Consider the following 15,754-nt stretch of genomic DNA (forward strand, 5'->3'; position numbering starts at 1 on the left):
GCGCCAGCGGGTCTGGCATTCCTCGCGCTTGATGAAGCTGCCGTCGCCACGGTCCTCGCGCACGGTGTGGCAGCTCTGGCCGTCCTCCACCTCGCGGCTGCCACGCTGGGCCTGGTAGCGCGAGACGCGGTAGGCGTCGGCGGGCAGATCCTCGCACCAGTCGCTGGTCGATTGAGCCTGGTACTGCTCCACCACCACGCTGCGGCTCCAGCTCTGGCCCACCACCGTGGCCGAGACCTCGCGCTCGAACAAATGGAGAGCCAGCCAGCCCAGGAGCAGAGCCGCCATGCCCGCGAGCAGCCATCGCCCCCAATGGCGTCGTGCCGGGGGCGGGCTGGGCGCGGCCTGCGCCGCCACCGTCGACGCAGGCCGCTTGGCTTCGTGATCGGACGGGGGCGATGCGGTATCCGACACCCGCCTGACCTCGGCCAGGCCTTCACGCGGGGCGCCGCAGTGCGTGCAGAAGCTTGCGGCCGCCGCAGTCGCCGCCTCGCAGTAGCCACAGGGCCAATCAGCGCCGACATAGCGGTGGCCCTGCGCCTTCACCTCCTGGCCCTCGGGCGGAAAGTAGCGCTGCTCGGGGTCTTGGGCGGCACCGCAATGGGGACAAAAGCGCTGGGTGAGGGCCAGCAGGTCCCGGGTCTGGCAACTGGGGCAGCACCAGAGCATCTGGTAGGCGACGGGTTCGGACATGGGGCGTGATTGTGGCGCCCGCTCAAGCCAGGCCCTGGCCCCCTTGAGGGGGAGAGGCATGGGCCCGGCCCGGCTGTGTCGGTATGCATCGGACGTAAGAGTCTGTCAGCTCGTGGGTTCAAGCCCGGTGGACTTGCCTACAGTCCATGGCGCGATCTCAGCCGGCCAGCCAGGAGCCCTCACACCATGATCAAAGAAGCAGAGACCTTGCTTGTCCGTGCGGGCGATGCAGTACAAGTTGAATCCACGCCCGGGGCGCTTGCCGGCCTGAGTGCCAGCCTGAGTGCCAGCCTGCTCCTCAGCGCTTGTGGCGGTGGCGGCGGCGGTGACGAGACGCCGACGAGCGCACCGTCTACGCCCCCGAGCCCCAGTTCGCCCGCGCCGACGCCACTGCCCGCTCCCAGCGATGCCCAGGCCGCCCGTTTTCTGGCCATGGCCGGTTTTGCAGCCAGCAGCGCCGAGATCGCCACCCTCAAGGCCCAGGGCTATGCCGCCTGGCTGGAGGCCCAGTTCGCCCTGCCGCGCAGTCCCTCCCATTACGACTGGATGGTGGCCAGGGGCTATGCCGTGGAGGCCAATCGCGACAATTTCAACGGCACCGACAACAGCCTGTGGCGCAAGCTGATCGGCTCGCCCGACCAGTTGCGTCAGCGCGTTGCGCTGGCCTTGTCCGAGATCTTTGTGGTCTCCATGGCAGGACTGCCCGTGATGTGGCGGGGTTTTGTGGCCGCGGCCTATATGGACTGGCTGGAAGAGCATGCCTTCGGCAACTACCGCCAGCTCATCGAGGCGGTCAGCCTGTCGCCGGCCATGGGCGTCTACCTCAATATGCGTGGCAACCGCAAGGAGGACACGAGCACCGGCCGGGTCCCCGACGAGAACTACGCCCGCGAGCTGATGCAGCTTTTCACCATCGGTCTGGTGCAGCTCAACCCCGATGGCAGCCCCAAGCTCGGTGCCAACGGCAAGCCGCTGGAAACCTACACCCAGGCCCAGATCAGCGAGTTGGCGCGCGTGCTGACGGGCTGGGAGTTTGACAACGCCATGCGTGACGACCCCGGCTATGCCCGTCGCCCCATGATCCATGTGGCCAGCCGCTTTTCCGTCGGGGCCAAGAAGGTGCTGGATGTGGACATTCCCGCCAGCGCCGATGGGCTCACCGCCTTGCGCACCGTGCTGGACACCCTGGCCAGCCACCCCAATGTCGGCCCCTTCATCGGCCGGCAGCTGATCCAGCGTCTGGTCTGCTCCAACCCCAGTCCGGCCTATGTGCAGCGGGTGGCTGCTGCCTTCAACAACAATGGCAGCGGTCAGCGCGGCGATATGAAGGCCGTGTTGCGTGCCATTCTGCTGGACCCCGAGGCCTTGGCCCCCGCCAGCGGCAACGCCGGCGGCAAGCTGCGCGAGCCGGTGCAGCGCTTTGTGCAATGGGCGCGCAGCGCGGGCCTGAGCTCGCCGACCGAGCTCTGGAACGTGGGCAATCTCTCCGACCCCGCCAGCCGGCTGGGCCAAAGCCCGCTGCGAGCGCCCTCGGTCTTCAACTTCTTCAGGCCCGGCTATGTGCCGCCCAACTCGGCCCTGGGCGAGGCCGGCATCACCGCGCCGGAATTCCAGCTCTGCAACGAGAGCACGGTGGCGGGCTACCTCAATTTCATGCAGACCGTGATCGTGAACGGTGTGGGCGAGCTCAAGCCCAGCTATGCCAGCGAGCTGAGCCTGGCCAACGACGCATCCGCCCTGGTCGCCAAATGGGCGGAGCTGCTGGCCGGTGAAGGTCTGAGCAGCACGACCCGGGCCGCCATTGCCAGCGCCGTGGGCAGCATCTCGGCCAGCACGGACAGCGGGCGGCTCAACCGGGTGCACGCCACCCTGCTGCTCATTCTGGCCAGCCCCGAGTACCAGATCCAGAAGTGAGGCCCAGACCATCATGAACAGCCTGAACAACAAGCGCATCGGGGTGGTGGCTCATGAGCGCCGCGAGTTTCTGCGTCGGGCCTCGGCCCTGGGCCTGGCCGGGGCGGCCGCGCCCTGGGCGCTGAACCTGGCGGCCCTGGGCGAGGCGGCGGCGCAGACGGCGCCCCAGGACTACAAGGCCCTGGTCTGCGTCTTCCTCTATGGGGGCAATGACCATGGCAATACCCTGGTGCCCTATGACGCCGCCAGCCACGCGGCCTACGCCCAGATCCGCCAGACCCTGGCCACGCCGCGGGATGCGCTCACCGCCACCCTGCTCAATCCGGCCGCGCCCCTGCCCGACGGCCGCCAGATGGCGCTGGCCCCACAGATGAGCCGGCTGCGCGCGGTCTTTGATGCCGGGCGGCTGGGCGTGCTGCTGAACGTGGGCACCCTGATCCAGCCCACCACCCTGGCCCAGTACAAGGCGCAGAGCGTGCCACTGCCGCCCAAGCTCTTTTCCCACAATGACCAGCAAAGCGTGTGGCAGTCGGCCCGACCCGAGGGCGCCACCAGCGGCTGGGGCGGGCGCATGGGGGACCTCTTTCTCAACAGCAATGCCACCAGCACCTTCACCTGCATCAATGCTTCGGGCAATGCGGTCTTCATGGCCGGGCAGCAGGCGGTGCAGTACCAGATCTCCAGCAGCGGTGCGGTAGCCATCAATGGCGTGACCAAGCCTCTCTTCGGCTCCCAGGCCTGCGCCGATGCCCTGCGCAGCCTGATCACGGCCCCGCGCACACACTGGATGGAGCAGGAGCTCAACCGTGTCACCAGCCGCTCGGTCACGGCCCAGGCCACCGTCAGTGCCGCCCTGGCCAGCCTGCCGGCCCTGCAGACCAGCTTCCCGACCGGCAACAGCCTGGCCGCCCAGCTGCAGATGGTGGCGCGCCTGATCGGCTCCCGCAGCACCCTGGGCGCGCGCCGCCAGGTCTTCTTCGTCTCACTGGGGGGCTTCGATCTGCACGACTTTCTGGCCGATCAGCATCCGGGCCTGCTCAGCAATGTCAGCGAGGCGCTGGGTGCCTTCCATGACGCGCTGCTGGAACTCGGCGTGATCAACCAGGTCACCACCTTCACCGCCTCGGACTTCGGCCGCACCCTCAGCAGCAATGGCGACGGCTCCGATCATGGCTGGGGCAGCCATCATCTGCTGATGAGCGGCGCGCTCAAGCCCCGCAGCTTCTTTGGCCGGCTGCCCTCGGTGAGCGTGAACGGGCCCGACGATGTGGGGCAGGGGCGGCTCCTGCCCAGCACCTCGGTGGATCAGCTGGGCGCCACCCTGGCCAGCTGGATGGGGGTGGGCGACAGCGCCCTGAGCACCGTGCTGCCCAATATCGGCAATTTCAGCCAGCGCTCGCTCGGCTTGTTTGCCTGAGTGCGCTTGGTCTCTGGCTGGCTCGCTGAGACCTTTTTGGGCCTTCATGGGCCTTCATGCGCCGTCAGGATGGCGCAGCGAGTGTTCCGCCCCGGCTGGGCTCGCTACCATGGGGTCATGCCTTGCCATCAAGATCGATTCCGCCGATTTCTTCTGCCCTGCCTGGGCGCCGCGATCACTGCACTTGCCGGCTGCAGCGCGACGCCGCCTCAGAGGCCCCTGACAGCGGCGCCGCTGCAACCCGAGGGCGCCAGCGGCTATCAGGACAAGCCGGGCTGGCTGTTCCAGCGCCAGGCCGTCGCCGCGGCCAATCCCCTGGCGGCTGAGGCGGGGGCGCAGATCTTGCGCCGCGGCGGCAGCGCGGTGGATGCCGCGATTGCCGTGCAAATGGTGCTGACCCTGGTTGAGCCGCAGTCCAGCGGCATTGGCGGCGGTGCCTTTCTGATGCACTGGGACGGCCAGCGCGTGCAGGCTTTCGATGGTCGCGAGACCGCGCCGGCAGCGGCGGACGAAGCCTTGTTCTTGCAGGCGGACGGCAAGCCCATGCCGTTTCTGATGGCCGCGGTCGGCGGTCGGGCGGTGGGCGTGCCGGGCGTGCTGCGCATGCTGGAGATGGCCCATCGCCAGCATGGGCGACTGCCCTGGGCGCAGCTCTTCGAGCCGGCGATTCGCCTGGCCGAGCAAGGTTTTGAACTCAGCCCGCGTCTGCACACCCTGCTGTCGACGGAAACGGCGCTGAAGCAGGATGCGCAAGCGGCCCGCTATTTCTACAACGAGCAGGGCCAGCCCCGGCCGGTGGGGCACCGGCTGCGCAACCCGGCCCTGGCCGTGGTGCTGCGCGCCTTGGCGCAGGGCGGCAGCGCGGCCCTGCACGAGAGCGGACCCATCGCGGCCGATCTGGTGCAGCGGGTGCGGGGCCATGCCGCCAATCCAGGGCGGCTCACGGCGGCCGACCTCAGCGCCTATCGGGCGCTGGAGCGTGAGCCCCTGTGCCAGGTCTGGCGCCTGCGCTGGCGCATCTGCGGCTTCCCGCCGCCATCCAGCGGGCATCTCACCCTGATGCAGATGCTCTATCTGATGGATGCCAAGGGCATGCCGGCCCAGGCGCTGGAGGGCGGCGTGCCGAGCACCGAGTTGCTGCATCTGTACACCGAGTCTGCGCGCCTGGCCTTTGCCGACCGGGCCCAGTACATGGCCGACCCAGGCTTTGTGAGCGCACCGGGCGGGCGCTGGGACAGCTTGCTGGACGCGGCCTATCTGCGTGATCGAGCCGCCCTGATCTCCGAGCGCAGCATGGGCAGCGCCAAGGCCGGCCAGCCTGCTGGCGAACGCCAAGCCTGGGCCCCGCAGGCCGATCAGCCGGAGTACGGCACCAGCCATATCAGCGTGATCGATGCGCAAGGCCGTGCGGTGGCCCTGACCACGAGCATCGAGGCGGTGTTTGGCGCGAGGCTGATGAGCGATGGCGGCAGCGGCTTGGCCGGCGGCTATCTGCTCAACAACCAGCTGACGGACTTTGCACTGGCGCCGCGCGATGCCCAAGGCCGGCCGGTGGCCAATCGCCTGGAGCCGGGCAAGCGCCCCCGCTCGTCCATGAGTCCGACCCTGGTGTTCGACGCCCGGGACGGACGCCTGCTGATGAGCCTGGGTTCGCCCGGTGGGCCGGCCATCATCCACTTCACCGCCAAGACCTTGCTGGGCACCCTGGCCTGGGGTATGGATGCGCAGCAGGCCATCAATCTGCCCAATTTCGGCAGCTTCAACGGACCAACGGTGCTGGAGGCCGGGCGCTTCCCGCTGGCGACGGTTGATGCCTTGAAGGCCCGCGGCCACACCGTGCAGCAGCCCGAGATGCCGAGCGGGCTTCAGGCCATTGAGCGTCGGACGCCGGGCTGGTTTGGTGGTGCCGATCCGCGGCGCGAGGGCGAGGTTCGGGGGGACTGAGGGACGGTGCCTGGAATGGCTAGGGCAGGGTTCGCAGGCCCACCCAGCTGGAGCCTTCATGCTGTCCGGGCCGCAGCCTGAGCTTGAAACCGCCCAGGTCGAGATCGCCGATGGCGTCCAGTCCGGCAGCGAGGCTCTCACGGCTCAGCGGTGGCTTGGCGCGGCGCAGACCCTCGACCAGCACCCGTGCCGCCATGTAGCCCTCCAGGCTGATGGAGTCAAACTGCCGATCGCCCGCCTCGATCATGGCCTGCTGGTAGTCGGCGACCAGGGGCAGGCTGCGATCCAAGGCATTGGGAACAACCTGGGCAATGGTCAGTCGGCCACGTGGCAGCTTGGCGAGAGCCTTTTGCAAGTGCTCCAAGCCGGCGAAGGACAGCACAAAGAAACGTCCTTCAAAGCCCGCCTCACGCGCGCTCTGCACGAAGGCGATCGTGCTCGCATAGCTGCTGACAATGAAGATGGCATCGGCCGGCTGTTGCCGGACCAGGGTCTGGGTGGCCTGGGCCACTTCGGCGGTATTGCGCCGGATCGTGTCGCTGGCCAGCACCTGAATGCCCTGGGCCTGGGCGGCGTCACGAATGGCCTCCAGGCCGGCACGTCCGAAAAGGTCGGCCTGGTACAGAACATTCAGGCTGCGCACGCCCTCGAGTTTCATGGCGGTGGCGAGCTGGCGAGCCTCCTCCATATAGCTGGCGCGGATATTGAAGACCAGGGGGTTGTGGGGTTCGCGCAGCATGCTGGCGCCGGTGTAGGCCGCCACAAAGGGAATGCCATGGCGGCGCACATAGGGCAGGGCCATGCGGCTGGTGGGCGTGCCCACATAGCCGAACAGGGCCAGCACCGCGGGGTCTTCCGCCAGCTTGCGGGTATTGGCCTCGGCGCGGTCCGCCTCGTAGGCATCATCCAGCAGCTGCAGGCGCAGCGGCCTGCCGTTGAGACCACCCTGGGCATTGAACTGGCGCAAGCCTGCCTTGGCGCCGGCATGAAAGCGCTGGCCCAAGCCGGCAGCCGGGCCGCTGAGCGCGGCCGATGCGCCGATACGGATCTCGTCCAGGGCCAGCCCCAGCTGGGGGGCAAGACCCAGCAGCAGGCAGGCTATCCATCGGGCGAGTGCAGTCATGAATCCGCTCAGGCGACCCCAGGGGCCGAGACAGCCAGTCTAAAGCCCTGGCGCGGTGCTTGATCAGCGCATATGGCCGGTCCGAGACGTCAGCTGGGTGGCGATGGCCGCCTTCAGCGGCGGCAAGGCCTGAGCCAGTCGCAGCACGCCGTGGCGCAGCAGGCGCGCTGGCCCACGCTCGTCGGTGAAGAGCTTCACCACCGCATTCGTGCCCTGATAGAGGTGCCAGGTGTCGCGTCGATGGCCGGCACCGTAGCGCAAGAGGGGCGCGGGTGCGCCGAGCGCTTCGCGAGAGGCCGCCAGCTCGCGTGCCAAGCGCTGCACGCCATAGAGGCCGAAGTTGTAGCCATGGGCGGTGACCGGGTGCATGCCCACGGCGGCATCTCCGATCAGGGCAAAGCGCTGTGCGGCGAAGCGGTGGGCATAAGTGGCGACCAGGGGGTAGTGGTGACGTGGCCGGGCCAGACGCAGCTGACCCAGCCGGCCCTGGCTGTGCTGCTGCACCCACGCCAGCCAGCGGGAGTCGTCCCAGCCGCGCTGGAGCTCGGCCTGGTCGCTGGGCAGGGTCAGCACCAGAGAGCTCAGCCGGGGCGACAGGCCGCCCAGGGGCAGCCAGGCCATGGTGTGGCCGTGGTGGAAACACTCCAGCGCCTGATCCCGATGGGGCAGCTCATGCTCCAGGCGGGCCAGCAGCACCGAGCGGCCGAAGTCGCGCATTTCCGCGCCGATGCCCGCCTGCCGGCGCAGGCTGGAAAAGCGGCTGTCGGCGGCAATGATCAGCGGGGCTTGCAGCGTCTCTCCACTCTCCAGGCTGACGCTGGCTTGCGCGCCGTCCAGATTCAGCGCCTTGACCCGCACCCCGGCGCGCAGCTGGGCCAGGGGCCGGCGCTGCAGACCCTGCCAGGCAATGCGGCGCAGCCAGTGATTGGGAACCAGGACCCCCAGGGGGCTGCGGGCATCGGCAAAGTGCAGGGACTGGTCGGCCCGACCATTGAAGACCCTGGCCTCGCGCAAGGGGGAGATGGCCTCGGGTGGCAGGTCTTGCCAGGCGCCAAGCTGCTGCAGGATTGCTATGCCGCGGTGGGTCAGCGCGATTTCGCGGCCATCCTCGAGAGGCTCGGACAGCTGTTCCATGGGCGCGGCCTCCAGCACGGTGCTGGCGATGCCTGCATCGGCCAGGGCACATGCCATGGACAGGCCGGCAGGGCCACCACCGACGATGATCAGGCTGGAGCAGGAACTGGCAGATGAGGACATGAAACGGACGCGGCGCCCCCCGGGCGGGCCGGGCGGGCCCCCCCCGCCCGTCGCGCGGGCGGGCGCGGCCCGGGCCAGTGGGGCCAACGAACGGCCCGCGCCCCCCCGGGGGGGCCGCGGCAGGGCACACAGGGCTGCCCAGGCTAAGGGTAAAGCGTTGGAGCCGCCTTGACCCAGCGCAGAGCCCAGGCGCGTGCCGCGTCTCAGCGGCGGCGGTCGCGGCTCAGCAGACCCAGCAGGCTGGCCAGGCCCAGCAGCAGGAAGAGGGCGGCGCTCCAGAGCTCGTAGGGCAGGCCGAGCAGGCGGTAGGCGGCGGCCTCGGCGCAGTTGGCCGTGATCATGAAGACCGGCGGCCAGAGCTCCTCCAGATTGAGCCAGGTGACCACGCGGTCGGCCAGGGTCATGGCGCAGGAGGCCATCTTGGAGGCCACGTCATGCTGGTAGTAGGCGGCGGCCAAGCCGGCGCCGGCCAGAGCGATGATGAGCAAAAAGCTCAGCAGGCGCGCCGGGCGCCAGCGCTGGAGCAGCCAGCCCAGGGTGGCCACGGCCCCGATCAGCAGGAAGATGCCGCGCTGCATCACGCACCAGGCGCAGGGATTGACCTGGAACTGGTGCTGGGCGATCAAGGCAATGCCCACACCGCCGAAGGCGGCCAGGGCGATGCCCGCCAGCAGCCGGGCCGGCAGCTTGGAGGGACGGGCGTACATCAGGCCTCCGGCTGGACCTCGACCACCAGGTCGATCTCCACGCAGGCGCCCATGGGGATCTGGGCCACACCAAAGGCGCTGCGCGCATGGGCGCCAACCTCGGGGCCGAAGACCTCGGCCAACAGCTCGGAGGCGCCATTGGTCACCAGATGCTGCTCGGTGAAGTCGGGCGTGCTGTTGACCAGGCTCATCAGCTTGACGATGCGCGTGATCTTGCCCAGATCGCCCACGGCGGCGTGCAGGGTGCCCATCAGATCGATGGCGATGGCGCGGGCCGCGGCCTTGCCCGTGGCCGTGTCCACATCACGACCCAGCTGGCCCACCCAGGGCTTGCCGTCTTTCTTGGCGATATGGCCGGAGATGAAGAGCAGATTGCCGCTGCGCACAAAGGGCACATAGGCGGCCACCGGCACGGCCAGCGGGGGCAGGCTGATGCCCAGCTGTTGCAGGCGGGCGTAGATGGGGGAGGTCTGGCTCATGATGCGTTCGACAGGGGCAGGCCCCAGGGTGAAAGTGCTGGCGCGCATCCTACACCGACCCTTGGCGATGCGATTCAGGGGAAAGAGCTGGTTCTGGCACGCTTGTGGCACTAGAAATGTGACTGCAGCGTACAAGCGGGGAGGGCTGCAGATGCGGGACGGCAGCAGGCCTTGGCAACTGAGCGCCATGGCATTGTGTGTGCTTGTGGGGATGGGCGGCATGCACCTGCAGTCGCGGCTGCCCGATGCCTCGCAGGGAGGGCTTCTGGCGCTGGCTGGCCTGCTGTGTCTGGCGCTGGGGCTCAAGCTCAAGACACCGTTGTTGCTCCCTTGTCTGCTGCTCGGCCTGGCTGCGGCGGTACTGGGAGCTGGCTGGGTGAGTCTGAGGGCACAGCAGCGACTGGCACAGCAGCTGCCCCCGGCCTGGGAAGGGCGGGAGCTCTGGGTTACGGGGCGCATCGACAGCCTGCCCCAGAGCCTGCTGGGGCAGGGTGGGGCGGCCGGCTGGCGCTTTGTCTTGGCGGTGGAGGCGATCGAGGATCCCGAGGGCACGGCCCTGCCGGCCGGGCTACCGCAGCGGCTCATGCTCTCGGCCTATGCCCAGCCCGGGCAGCAGGCCCTGCCCATCTGGCGCCCCGGTGAGCGCTGTCGCCTGCTGCTGCGCCTGCGCCAGGTGCACGGCAGCATGAATCCGGCCGGCTTCGACTACGAGCTCTGGCTGTTCGAGCAGGGCATACGCGCCACGGGACTGCTGCGGCACTGGCAGCTGCTGGCCGAACCGCAGGGGCTGGATGGCGCCCTGGATCGCTGGCGTCTGGGCCTGCGCGAGCGGCTGCAGGCGCAGCTGGGTCCGCAGTCCGCCACCGGCGTGCTCATCGCTCTGAGCCTGGGCGAGCAGGCCGCCATCTCGCGCAGTGATTGGGCCCTGTTCCGCGATACCGGCACCAGCCACCTCATGGCCATCAGCGGCCTGCATGTGACCATGTTTGCCTGGGGGGCGGGTCTGCTGGCCGGCTGGGCCTGGCGCCGCAGCAGCCGGCTTTGCCTGGCCTTGCCCGCGCCGGTGCTGGCGCGCTGGGCCGGGGTGCTGGCGGCCCTGGCCTATGCCCTGTTCTCGGGCTGGGGCGTGCCGGCCCAGCGCACGGTCTGGATGCTGTTGGTGCTGGCCTTGCTGCGTCAGAGCGGGCTGGCCTGGCCCTGGCCCCTGTGTCTGCTGCTCAGTGCCTTGTGGGTGGCCTTGATCGATCCCTGGGCCCTGTGCCAGGCCGGCTTCTGGCTCTCGTTTGCGGCCGTGGGCCTGCTGATGGCGGGCGGTGTGGCCGAACCCGGCTGGCGTGGACTGCTGCGCAGCGCCTGGCGCAATCAGTGCATCGCCACCCTGGGTCTGGCTCCCCTGACCTTGCTGTTCTTCCAGCAGCTCTCCATGGTGGGCTTGCTGGCCAATCTGCTGGCCATACCCTGGATCAGCCTCTTGGTCACGCCCCTGGCCCTGGCGGGCGCCCTGGTGCCCCCGCTATGGTCCCTGGCCGCCTGGCTGCTGCAGGGCCTGATGCTCTGGCTGGAGCTGCTGGCCCGCCTGCCCGGCGCGGTGTGGAGTGTGCCGGTGGCCCCGCTGTGGGCCCAGCTCAGCGGTCTGCTGGGTGCGGCCCTGCTGGTGCTGCCCCTGCCTTGGCGCTTGCGCCCGGCCGGCCTGGCTCTGATGCTGCCCCTGCTGTGGCCGGCCCTGCCGCGGCCGGCGCCGGGGCAGTTCGAGCTGCTGGCCGCCGATGTGGGGCAGGGCACCGCCGTGCTGCTGCGCACCCGCCACCATGCCCTGCTGTACGACACCGGGCCCCAGTACCACCCCCAGGCCGATGCCGGCCAGCGGGTGCTGCTGCCCCTGCTGCGTGCCCTGGGTCAGCGCGAGCTGGATCTGCTGCTGCTCAGCCACCGTGACCAGGACCATGTCGGGGGTGCCGCCAGCCTGATGGCCGGAATGCCGGTGCGCGGTCTGCTGAGCTCGCTGGAGCCGGCCCACCCCCTGCTCCATGCCGAAGGTGCGCCTCGCGATGCCCTGCAGCGCTGTGAGCGCGGCCAGCGCTGGCGCTGGGACGGGGTGGACTTCGAGCTCCTGCATCCCGGCCCGGCCGACTATGAGCGCCCCGGACTCAAGCCCAATGCCCTGTCCTGCGTGCTGCTGGTCAGCGCGGCGGATGGGCGCCGAGCCCTGCTGACCGGCGATGTGGAGGCGGCCCAGGAGGGCGGCTTGCAGCCGCCCGGCGGCATTGATCTGCTGATGCTGCCGCATCACGGCAGCCAGACCTCATCGAGCCCGGCGCTGCTGGCCGCGGCCCGTCCGCGCCGGGCCTTTGTGCAGGCGGGCTATCGCAACCGCTTCGGCCATCCCGCGCCCGCGGTGCTGGCGCGCTACCAGGCTGCCGGCGTGCCGGTGATCCAAAGTGCCGATTGCGGGGCGCTGCACTGGTCCAGCGCTGCGCCGGGCCAGGCGCTTTGCGAGCGCGAGCTGCGCCGTCGTTACTGGCACCGGAGCGCGCCGGTGCATGCGGCGGCGGCGCTCGGCCCGCTGCCTCAGGGGGCCGAGGAGCCGGCTTTGCGGTAGCTGCGCAGGGTCTGGCCCATCTCGATCACGGCCATGGCGTAGTAGCTGGACCAGTTGTAGCGCGTGATGGCGTAGAAGTTGCTCGTGCCCGCCACATAGACCGGGGCCGCCTCGCCCATCTGCAGCTCCACCAGGGCCAGGGGGCCGGGGTGTTCGCGCCCGCCTTCGCTCAGGCGTGCGCCGGCTTCCTCGAACTGCGCCGCCGTGAAGCTGGGCAGGATGTCCGGTGCCAGCAGGCGGGCACGATCGGCCGTCTCCACCGGCGCGGCCACCGTGTAATGCGTGGGCAGGCCCGGCTGCCAGCCGTGCTGGGCCAGGTAATGCGCCACCGAGCCGATGGCATCCACCGGGCTGCGTATCAGGTCCACCCGGCCGTCACCATCGAAATCGATGGCGAAGCGGTTCCAGCTGCCCGGCATGAACTGCGGCCAGCCCATGGCGCCGGCGTAGGAACCCTTGAGCGCCAGCGGGTCCAGCCCCTCGCGACGGCACAGGCGCAGATACTCCACCAGCTGTTCGCGGAAGAAGGCGCTGCGGTCGCGTCGGCCCGGCGGAAAGTCGAAGGCCAGGGTGCTGAGCGCATCCAGCACCGAGAAGCCCCCGGTAATCTGGCCGTAGAAGGTCTCCACCCCGATCAGCCCGGCAATCAGCTCGGCCGGCACGCCATAGCGCGCCTCGGCCCGGGCCAGGGCCTCCTCATGCTCGACCCAGAAGGCCAGGCCGGCCTGGATGCGGCGCGGCTCCACGAAGCGGGCGCGGTAGGCGCCCCAGTCCTTGGCCGTGCCCGCGGGTGGCGGCATGATCAGGCGCTGCACCGTGGGGTTGCGCCGTGCCTGGGCCAGCAGGGCGCGCAGCGGCGCCTCCTCCCAGCCCTCCTGCGCGGCCAGCTCGCGGGCGAACTGCATCAGGTCCTCGCGCTCGCCATAGGGCAGGGCTGGTGCGGGCTTGGCCGCCTTGGCCGGCGGCTTCTTGCGGGGCTGCTTCTGGGTCTGTTTCTGGCTCGGCTTCTGATTTGGTTTTTGGGGGGGCTCGGCCTGGGCCGTCGTGGTGCTCAGAAGGCCCAGGCTCAAGAGCAGCAGGGCGATGGGTCGTACAGGGAGGGACGGCAAAGGCATGGCGACGCGGCGCGTTACGGTGAGCTCGGGGTGCGCAGCATACGGCCTGCCGCGCGGAAGGCGCGCAAGCGACGCCGCCTCGCGGCCCAGCCCAGCTCCGGCGCTTGGGCCGCCGGGGCATAGCGCGTGCGCTCCAGATCCAGCAGCAGCTGCGCCATGGCGCTGGCGCAGCAGCTCGGCCCAGTGGCGCGGTCCCTGATGAGCCTGGGCGGGCACATCCAGGCGGCGCAACTCGCGCAGCAGGGCGCCGCGCAGCTGGCTCCAGCCGTCGTGGGCACGCGCCTGCCAGGCCACCCAGAGGGCGCCGGCCGCGGCGATCAGGCCGATCAGGCCGGCCGCCAGCTGGCCCAGGGCGCTCCAGTCGGGGCTGCTCCAGCCCAGGCGCTGAAGCAGATCGAACTGGTCCTGGCGCGAGTAGTTGAGCACGTACTGCTGCCAGCGGTTGTTCAGGGCCTCCCAGCCCGAGCGCAGGCCTTGCAGACCGCGCCACAGGGCCGGGCTCAGGGCGTTGACGGTGCCGGCCAGGGCGCCGGGGGGCGGCTGCAGGGCCAGGCCGGCCAGCACGCGCTCGGGCGCCACGGCGGCCGTGGGGTCCACGCGCTGCCAGCCGCGCTCGGGCAACCAGACCTCGGCCCAGGCATGGGCCTGAGAGTTGCGCACCACCAGATAGCCGTCCTGCAGCTCGCGGTCGGCGCCCTGGAAGCCGGTGACCACCCGGGCCGGCAGGCCCAGGGCGCGCATCACCACCACAAAGGCGCCGGCAAAGTGCTCGCAAAAGCCCAGTCGCCGGTCCAGCCAGAACTCGTCCACCAGATGGGGGCTGCTGTCGCCGTAGCGGCCGGGGGTCAGGGTGTAGATGAACTCGGCCTCGCGCAGATGCTGCAGCACCGCGGCCACGGCAGCAGGGCCGTACTCGGCCGGGCTCAGGTCTTGCAGGCGCTCGCGGCGCAGGTCTGCTGCCCAGCCCAGGGTGCGGGGGTTGAGCCCGGGCGGCAGCTCCTGGTAGGGCAGCAGGCTGGGGCTCATGCGGCGCGGGCCGCTGCTGTAGTCCAGATGGGCCTGGGCCTGCAGGCGCAGGCGCTCGGTGATGGGCCGAGGCGACAGCCAGTGCAGCTCGCTGCCGCGCCACAGGCTCAGGCCCTGGGCCTCCAGCCGGGTGCCGGGGGCCTCGGGGCCGGATTCCAGCAGGGGCAGCACCGACAGGCGCAGCGGTTCCAGCGTGATCTCGTAGCGCAGGGCCGGGCCGCGTACCTCGGGGGCACGGCCGGTGAACGCGGCAGCCTGCGGGTCTTGCTTGGGCAGGGCGCGCCAGCTGCGGCCGTCAAAGCGGCTGAGCACCGGGCCGCGGAAATACAGCTTCTCGGGGGGCGGAGGCGGGCCCTCGAAGCGCAGGCGCATGGCGATGCTCTCATCGTTGGCGATCTCGCTCATGGCGCCGAACTGCATCTCATTGGACAGGCCGGTCTTGCCCACGGCATCGTTGGGCACGCCCCACAGCGGCGCGATGCGGGGAAAGAGCACAAAGAGCAGCACCACCACCGGCAGGCCCAGGGCGGTGGTGCGGGCCGCCTGGGCGGCGGCCAGACGCAGGCTGGGCTGGCCCACGGGCATCTGGGCCAGCACCAGGGCGCTCATCAGGGCCCAGACGCACAGCAGGGTCCACAGGCCGGTGAGCAGGGACTGGGAGTAGAGAAACTGCGTGAGCACCAGGAAGAAGCCCAGGAAGAAGACCACGAAGGCATCGCGCCGGGCGCGCAGCTCCAGGGTCTTCATGGCCATGAGCATGAGCAGCATGGTGATGCCGGGCTCGCGGCCCAGCAGGGTGCGGTGGGTGAGCAGGGTCAGGCCCGCCGTGAGCGCAATCAGCAGCAGCAGGGCCCAGCGCCCGGGCAGGGGCCGGCCCTGCCAGGCCAGCAGGCCGCGCCAGAGCAGCATCAGACCCGTCATCAGGCCGCACCACAGGGGCACGTGGTCCAGGTGCGGCAGCGCGGTGGCGGCAATGGTGGCCAGCAGAAAAAAGGTGTCGCGGGTGTCCCGCGGCAGATGGCTCAGGCGCTCGCGCCAGCCCATGCCACTGCGCGAGGCGCCCAGGGGGCTGATTGGGCTCATGGCTGCACCCCGCCCGGGGCGGCGGCCAGCATCTGCAGGGCGGCCTGCAGATGGGCCGGGCCCAGATCGGGCTCCAGGGTCTGACCTTCGTCCAGGTTCAGGCCCCAGGGTTCGCCACGCTGCTCGGCCTCCAGGGCCCAGGCCGTCAGGCGCGAGAGCCGGGCCTCCCAGTCCTGGAGCCCGGCGGTATCGGCCAGGCGCAGCCAGCGGCGCCGGCTGGCCGGTGCCAGGCTGTCGCGCACCAGCAGCTGCTCGCCGCCCTGCTGGGCGGCCTTCTTCCAGAGCACCTGCTTGGGCGAGTCGCCATGCTGGTAGGGGCGCACGCTCTCGAAATCATCGCCCCGGCGCTGCAGTCCGGCGCTGGCGCTGCCGTCGCCGCTGCTGGCGGCCTGGGCCG

10 protein-coding genes and 1 pseudogene are annotated in these 15,754 nt (G+C 70.2%); 4 read left to right on the forward strand and 7 right to left on the reverse strand.

The window, feature by feature from the left end:
* A pseudogene (locus ACK5F2_RS11780) lies at positions 1–693 on the reverse strand (hypothetical protein); the annotation flags it as partial.
* 186 nt (positions 694–879) lie between these two features.
* Between ACK5F2_RS11780 and ACK5F2_RS11785 the strand changes: the two are divergent.
* The 3 genes from ACK5F2_RS11785 to ACK5F2_RS11795 all read left to right on the forward strand — a co-directional run bounded on the left by ACK5F2_RS11785 (position 880) and on the right by ACK5F2_RS11795 (position 5,968).
* On the forward strand, positions 880–2,607 hold the full coding sequence (locus ACK5F2_RS11785) for a DUF1800 family protein (protein ID WP_409864819.1): 1,728 nt from the start codon (positions 880–882) through the stop codon (positions 2,605–2,607).
* Positions 2,608–2,620: 13 nt separating this feature from the next.
* On the forward strand, positions 2,621–4,024 hold the full coding sequence (locus ACK5F2_RS11790) for a DUF1501 domain-containing protein (RefSeq protein WP_409864820.1): 1,404 nt from the start codon (positions 2,621–2,623) through the stop codon (positions 4,022–4,024).
* A 117-nt stretch (positions 4,025–4,141) separates the two neighbouring features.
* Complete coding sequence (locus ACK5F2_RS11795) at positions 4,142–5,968, forward strand: gamma-glutamyltransferase family protein (protein WP_409864821.1); 1,827 nt, start codon at positions 4,142–4,144, stop codon at positions 5,966–5,968.
* 19 nt (positions 5,969–5,987) lie between these two features.
* On the opposite strand, the gene ACK5F2_RS11800 is transcribed toward ACK5F2_RS11795, so the two are convergent.
* The 4 genes from ACK5F2_RS11800 to ACK5F2_RS11815 form a co-directional block, all read right to left on the reverse strand.
* Positions 5,988–7,091, reverse strand: coding sequence for an ABC transporter substrate-binding protein (locus ACK5F2_RS11800; protein WP_409864822.1), 1,104 nt, complete (start codon positions 7,089–7,091; stop codon positions 5,988–5,990).
* A gap of 63 nt (positions 7,092–7,154) precedes the next feature.
* Positions 7,155–8,348: a 5-demethoxyubiquinol-8 5-hydroxylase UbiM gene (ubiM, locus tag ACK5F2_RS11805; RefSeq protein ID WP_409864824.1), complete on the reverse strand. Its 1,194-nt coding sequence runs from the start codon at positions 8,346–8,348 to the stop codon at positions 7,155–7,157.
* 203 nt (positions 8,349–8,551) lie between these two features.
* Positions 8,552–9,055: a disulfide bond formation protein B gene (locus ACK5F2_RS11810; protein ID WP_409864825.1), complete on the reverse strand. Its 504-nt coding sequence runs from the start codon at positions 9,053–9,055 to the stop codon at positions 8,552–8,554.
* A complete protein-coding gene (locus ACK5F2_RS11815; RefSeq protein ID WP_409864826.1) occupies positions 9,055–9,534 on the reverse strand; it encodes a RidA family protein in 480 nt (159 codons plus the stop codon). Before ACK5F2_RS11815 ends, ACK5F2_RS11810 begins: the two co-directional genes overlap by 1 nt.
* Positions 9,535–9,754: 220 nt before the next feature.
* Between ACK5F2_RS11815 and ACK5F2_RS11820 the strand changes: the two genes are divergently transcribed.
* On the forward strand, positions 9,755–12,133 hold the full coding sequence (locus ACK5F2_RS11820; RefSeq protein WP_409864827.1) for a DNA internalization-related competence protein ComEC/Rec2: 2,379 nt from the start codon (positions 9,755–9,757) through the stop codon (positions 12,131–12,133).
* Here ACK5F2_RS11820 and mltB read toward each other — a convergent pair.
* On the reverse strand, positions 12,103–15,357 hold the full coding sequence (mltB, locus tag ACK5F2_RS11825; protein WP_409864828.1) for a lytic murein transglycosylase B: 3,255 nt from the start codon (positions 15,355–15,357) through the stop codon (positions 12,103–12,105). The two genes, ACK5F2_RS11820 and mltB, sit on opposite strands and share 31 nt — an antisense overlap.
* Positions 15,354–15,754 (reverse strand): DUF58 domain-containing protein (locus ACK5F2_RS11830; protein ID WP_409864829.1); only part of this gene is annotated, 401 nt, incomplete at its 5' end. The genes mltB and ACK5F2_RS11830, both read right to left, overlap by 4 nt.

The organism is Roseateles sp. (assembly GCF_046300915.1).
Classification (GTDB): domain Bacteria; phylum Pseudomonadota; class Gammaproteobacteria; order Burkholderiales; family Burkholderiaceae_C; genus Kinneretia.

Excerpts from the sequence above, each read along its gene's own strand:
- ubiM (WP_409864824.1), bottom strand. The coding sequence starts at position 8,348 with ATGTCCTCATCTGCCAGTTCCTGCTCCAGCCTGATCATCGTCGGTGGT.
- ACK5F2_RS11810 (WP_409864825.1), bottom strand. The coding sequence starts at position 9,055 with ATGTACGCCCGTCCCTCCAAGCTGCCGGCCCGGCTGCTGGCGGGCATC.
- ACK5F2_RS11820 (WP_409864827.1), top strand. The coding sequence starts at position 9,755 with ATGCACCTGCAGTCGCGGCTGCCCGATGCCTCGCAGGGAGGGCTTCTG.
- ACK5F2_RS11800 (WP_409864822.1), bottom strand. The coding sequence starts at position 7,091 with ATGACTGCACTCGCCCGATGGATAGCCTGCCTGCTGCTGGGTCTTGCC.
- mltB (WP_409864828.1), bottom strand. The coding sequence starts at position 15,357 with ATGAGCCCAATCAGCCCCCTGGGCGCCTCGCGCAGTGGCATGGGCTGG.
- ACK5F2_RS11785 (WP_409864819.1), top strand. The coding sequence starts at position 880 with ATGATCAAAGAAGCAGAGACCTTGCTTGTCCGTGCGGGCGATGCAGTA.
- ACK5F2_RS11815 (WP_409864826.1), bottom strand. The coding sequence starts at position 9,534 with ATGAGCCAGACCTCCCCCATCTACGCCCGCCTGCAACAGCTGGGCATC.
- ACK5F2_RS11790 (WP_409864820.1), top strand. The coding sequence starts at position 2,621 with ATGAACAGCCTGAACAACAAGCGCATCGGGGTGGTGGCTCATGAGCGC.
- ACK5F2_RS11795 (WP_409864821.1), top strand. The coding sequence starts at position 4,142 with ATGCCTTGCCATCAAGATCGATTCCGCCGATTTCTTCTGCCCTGCCTG.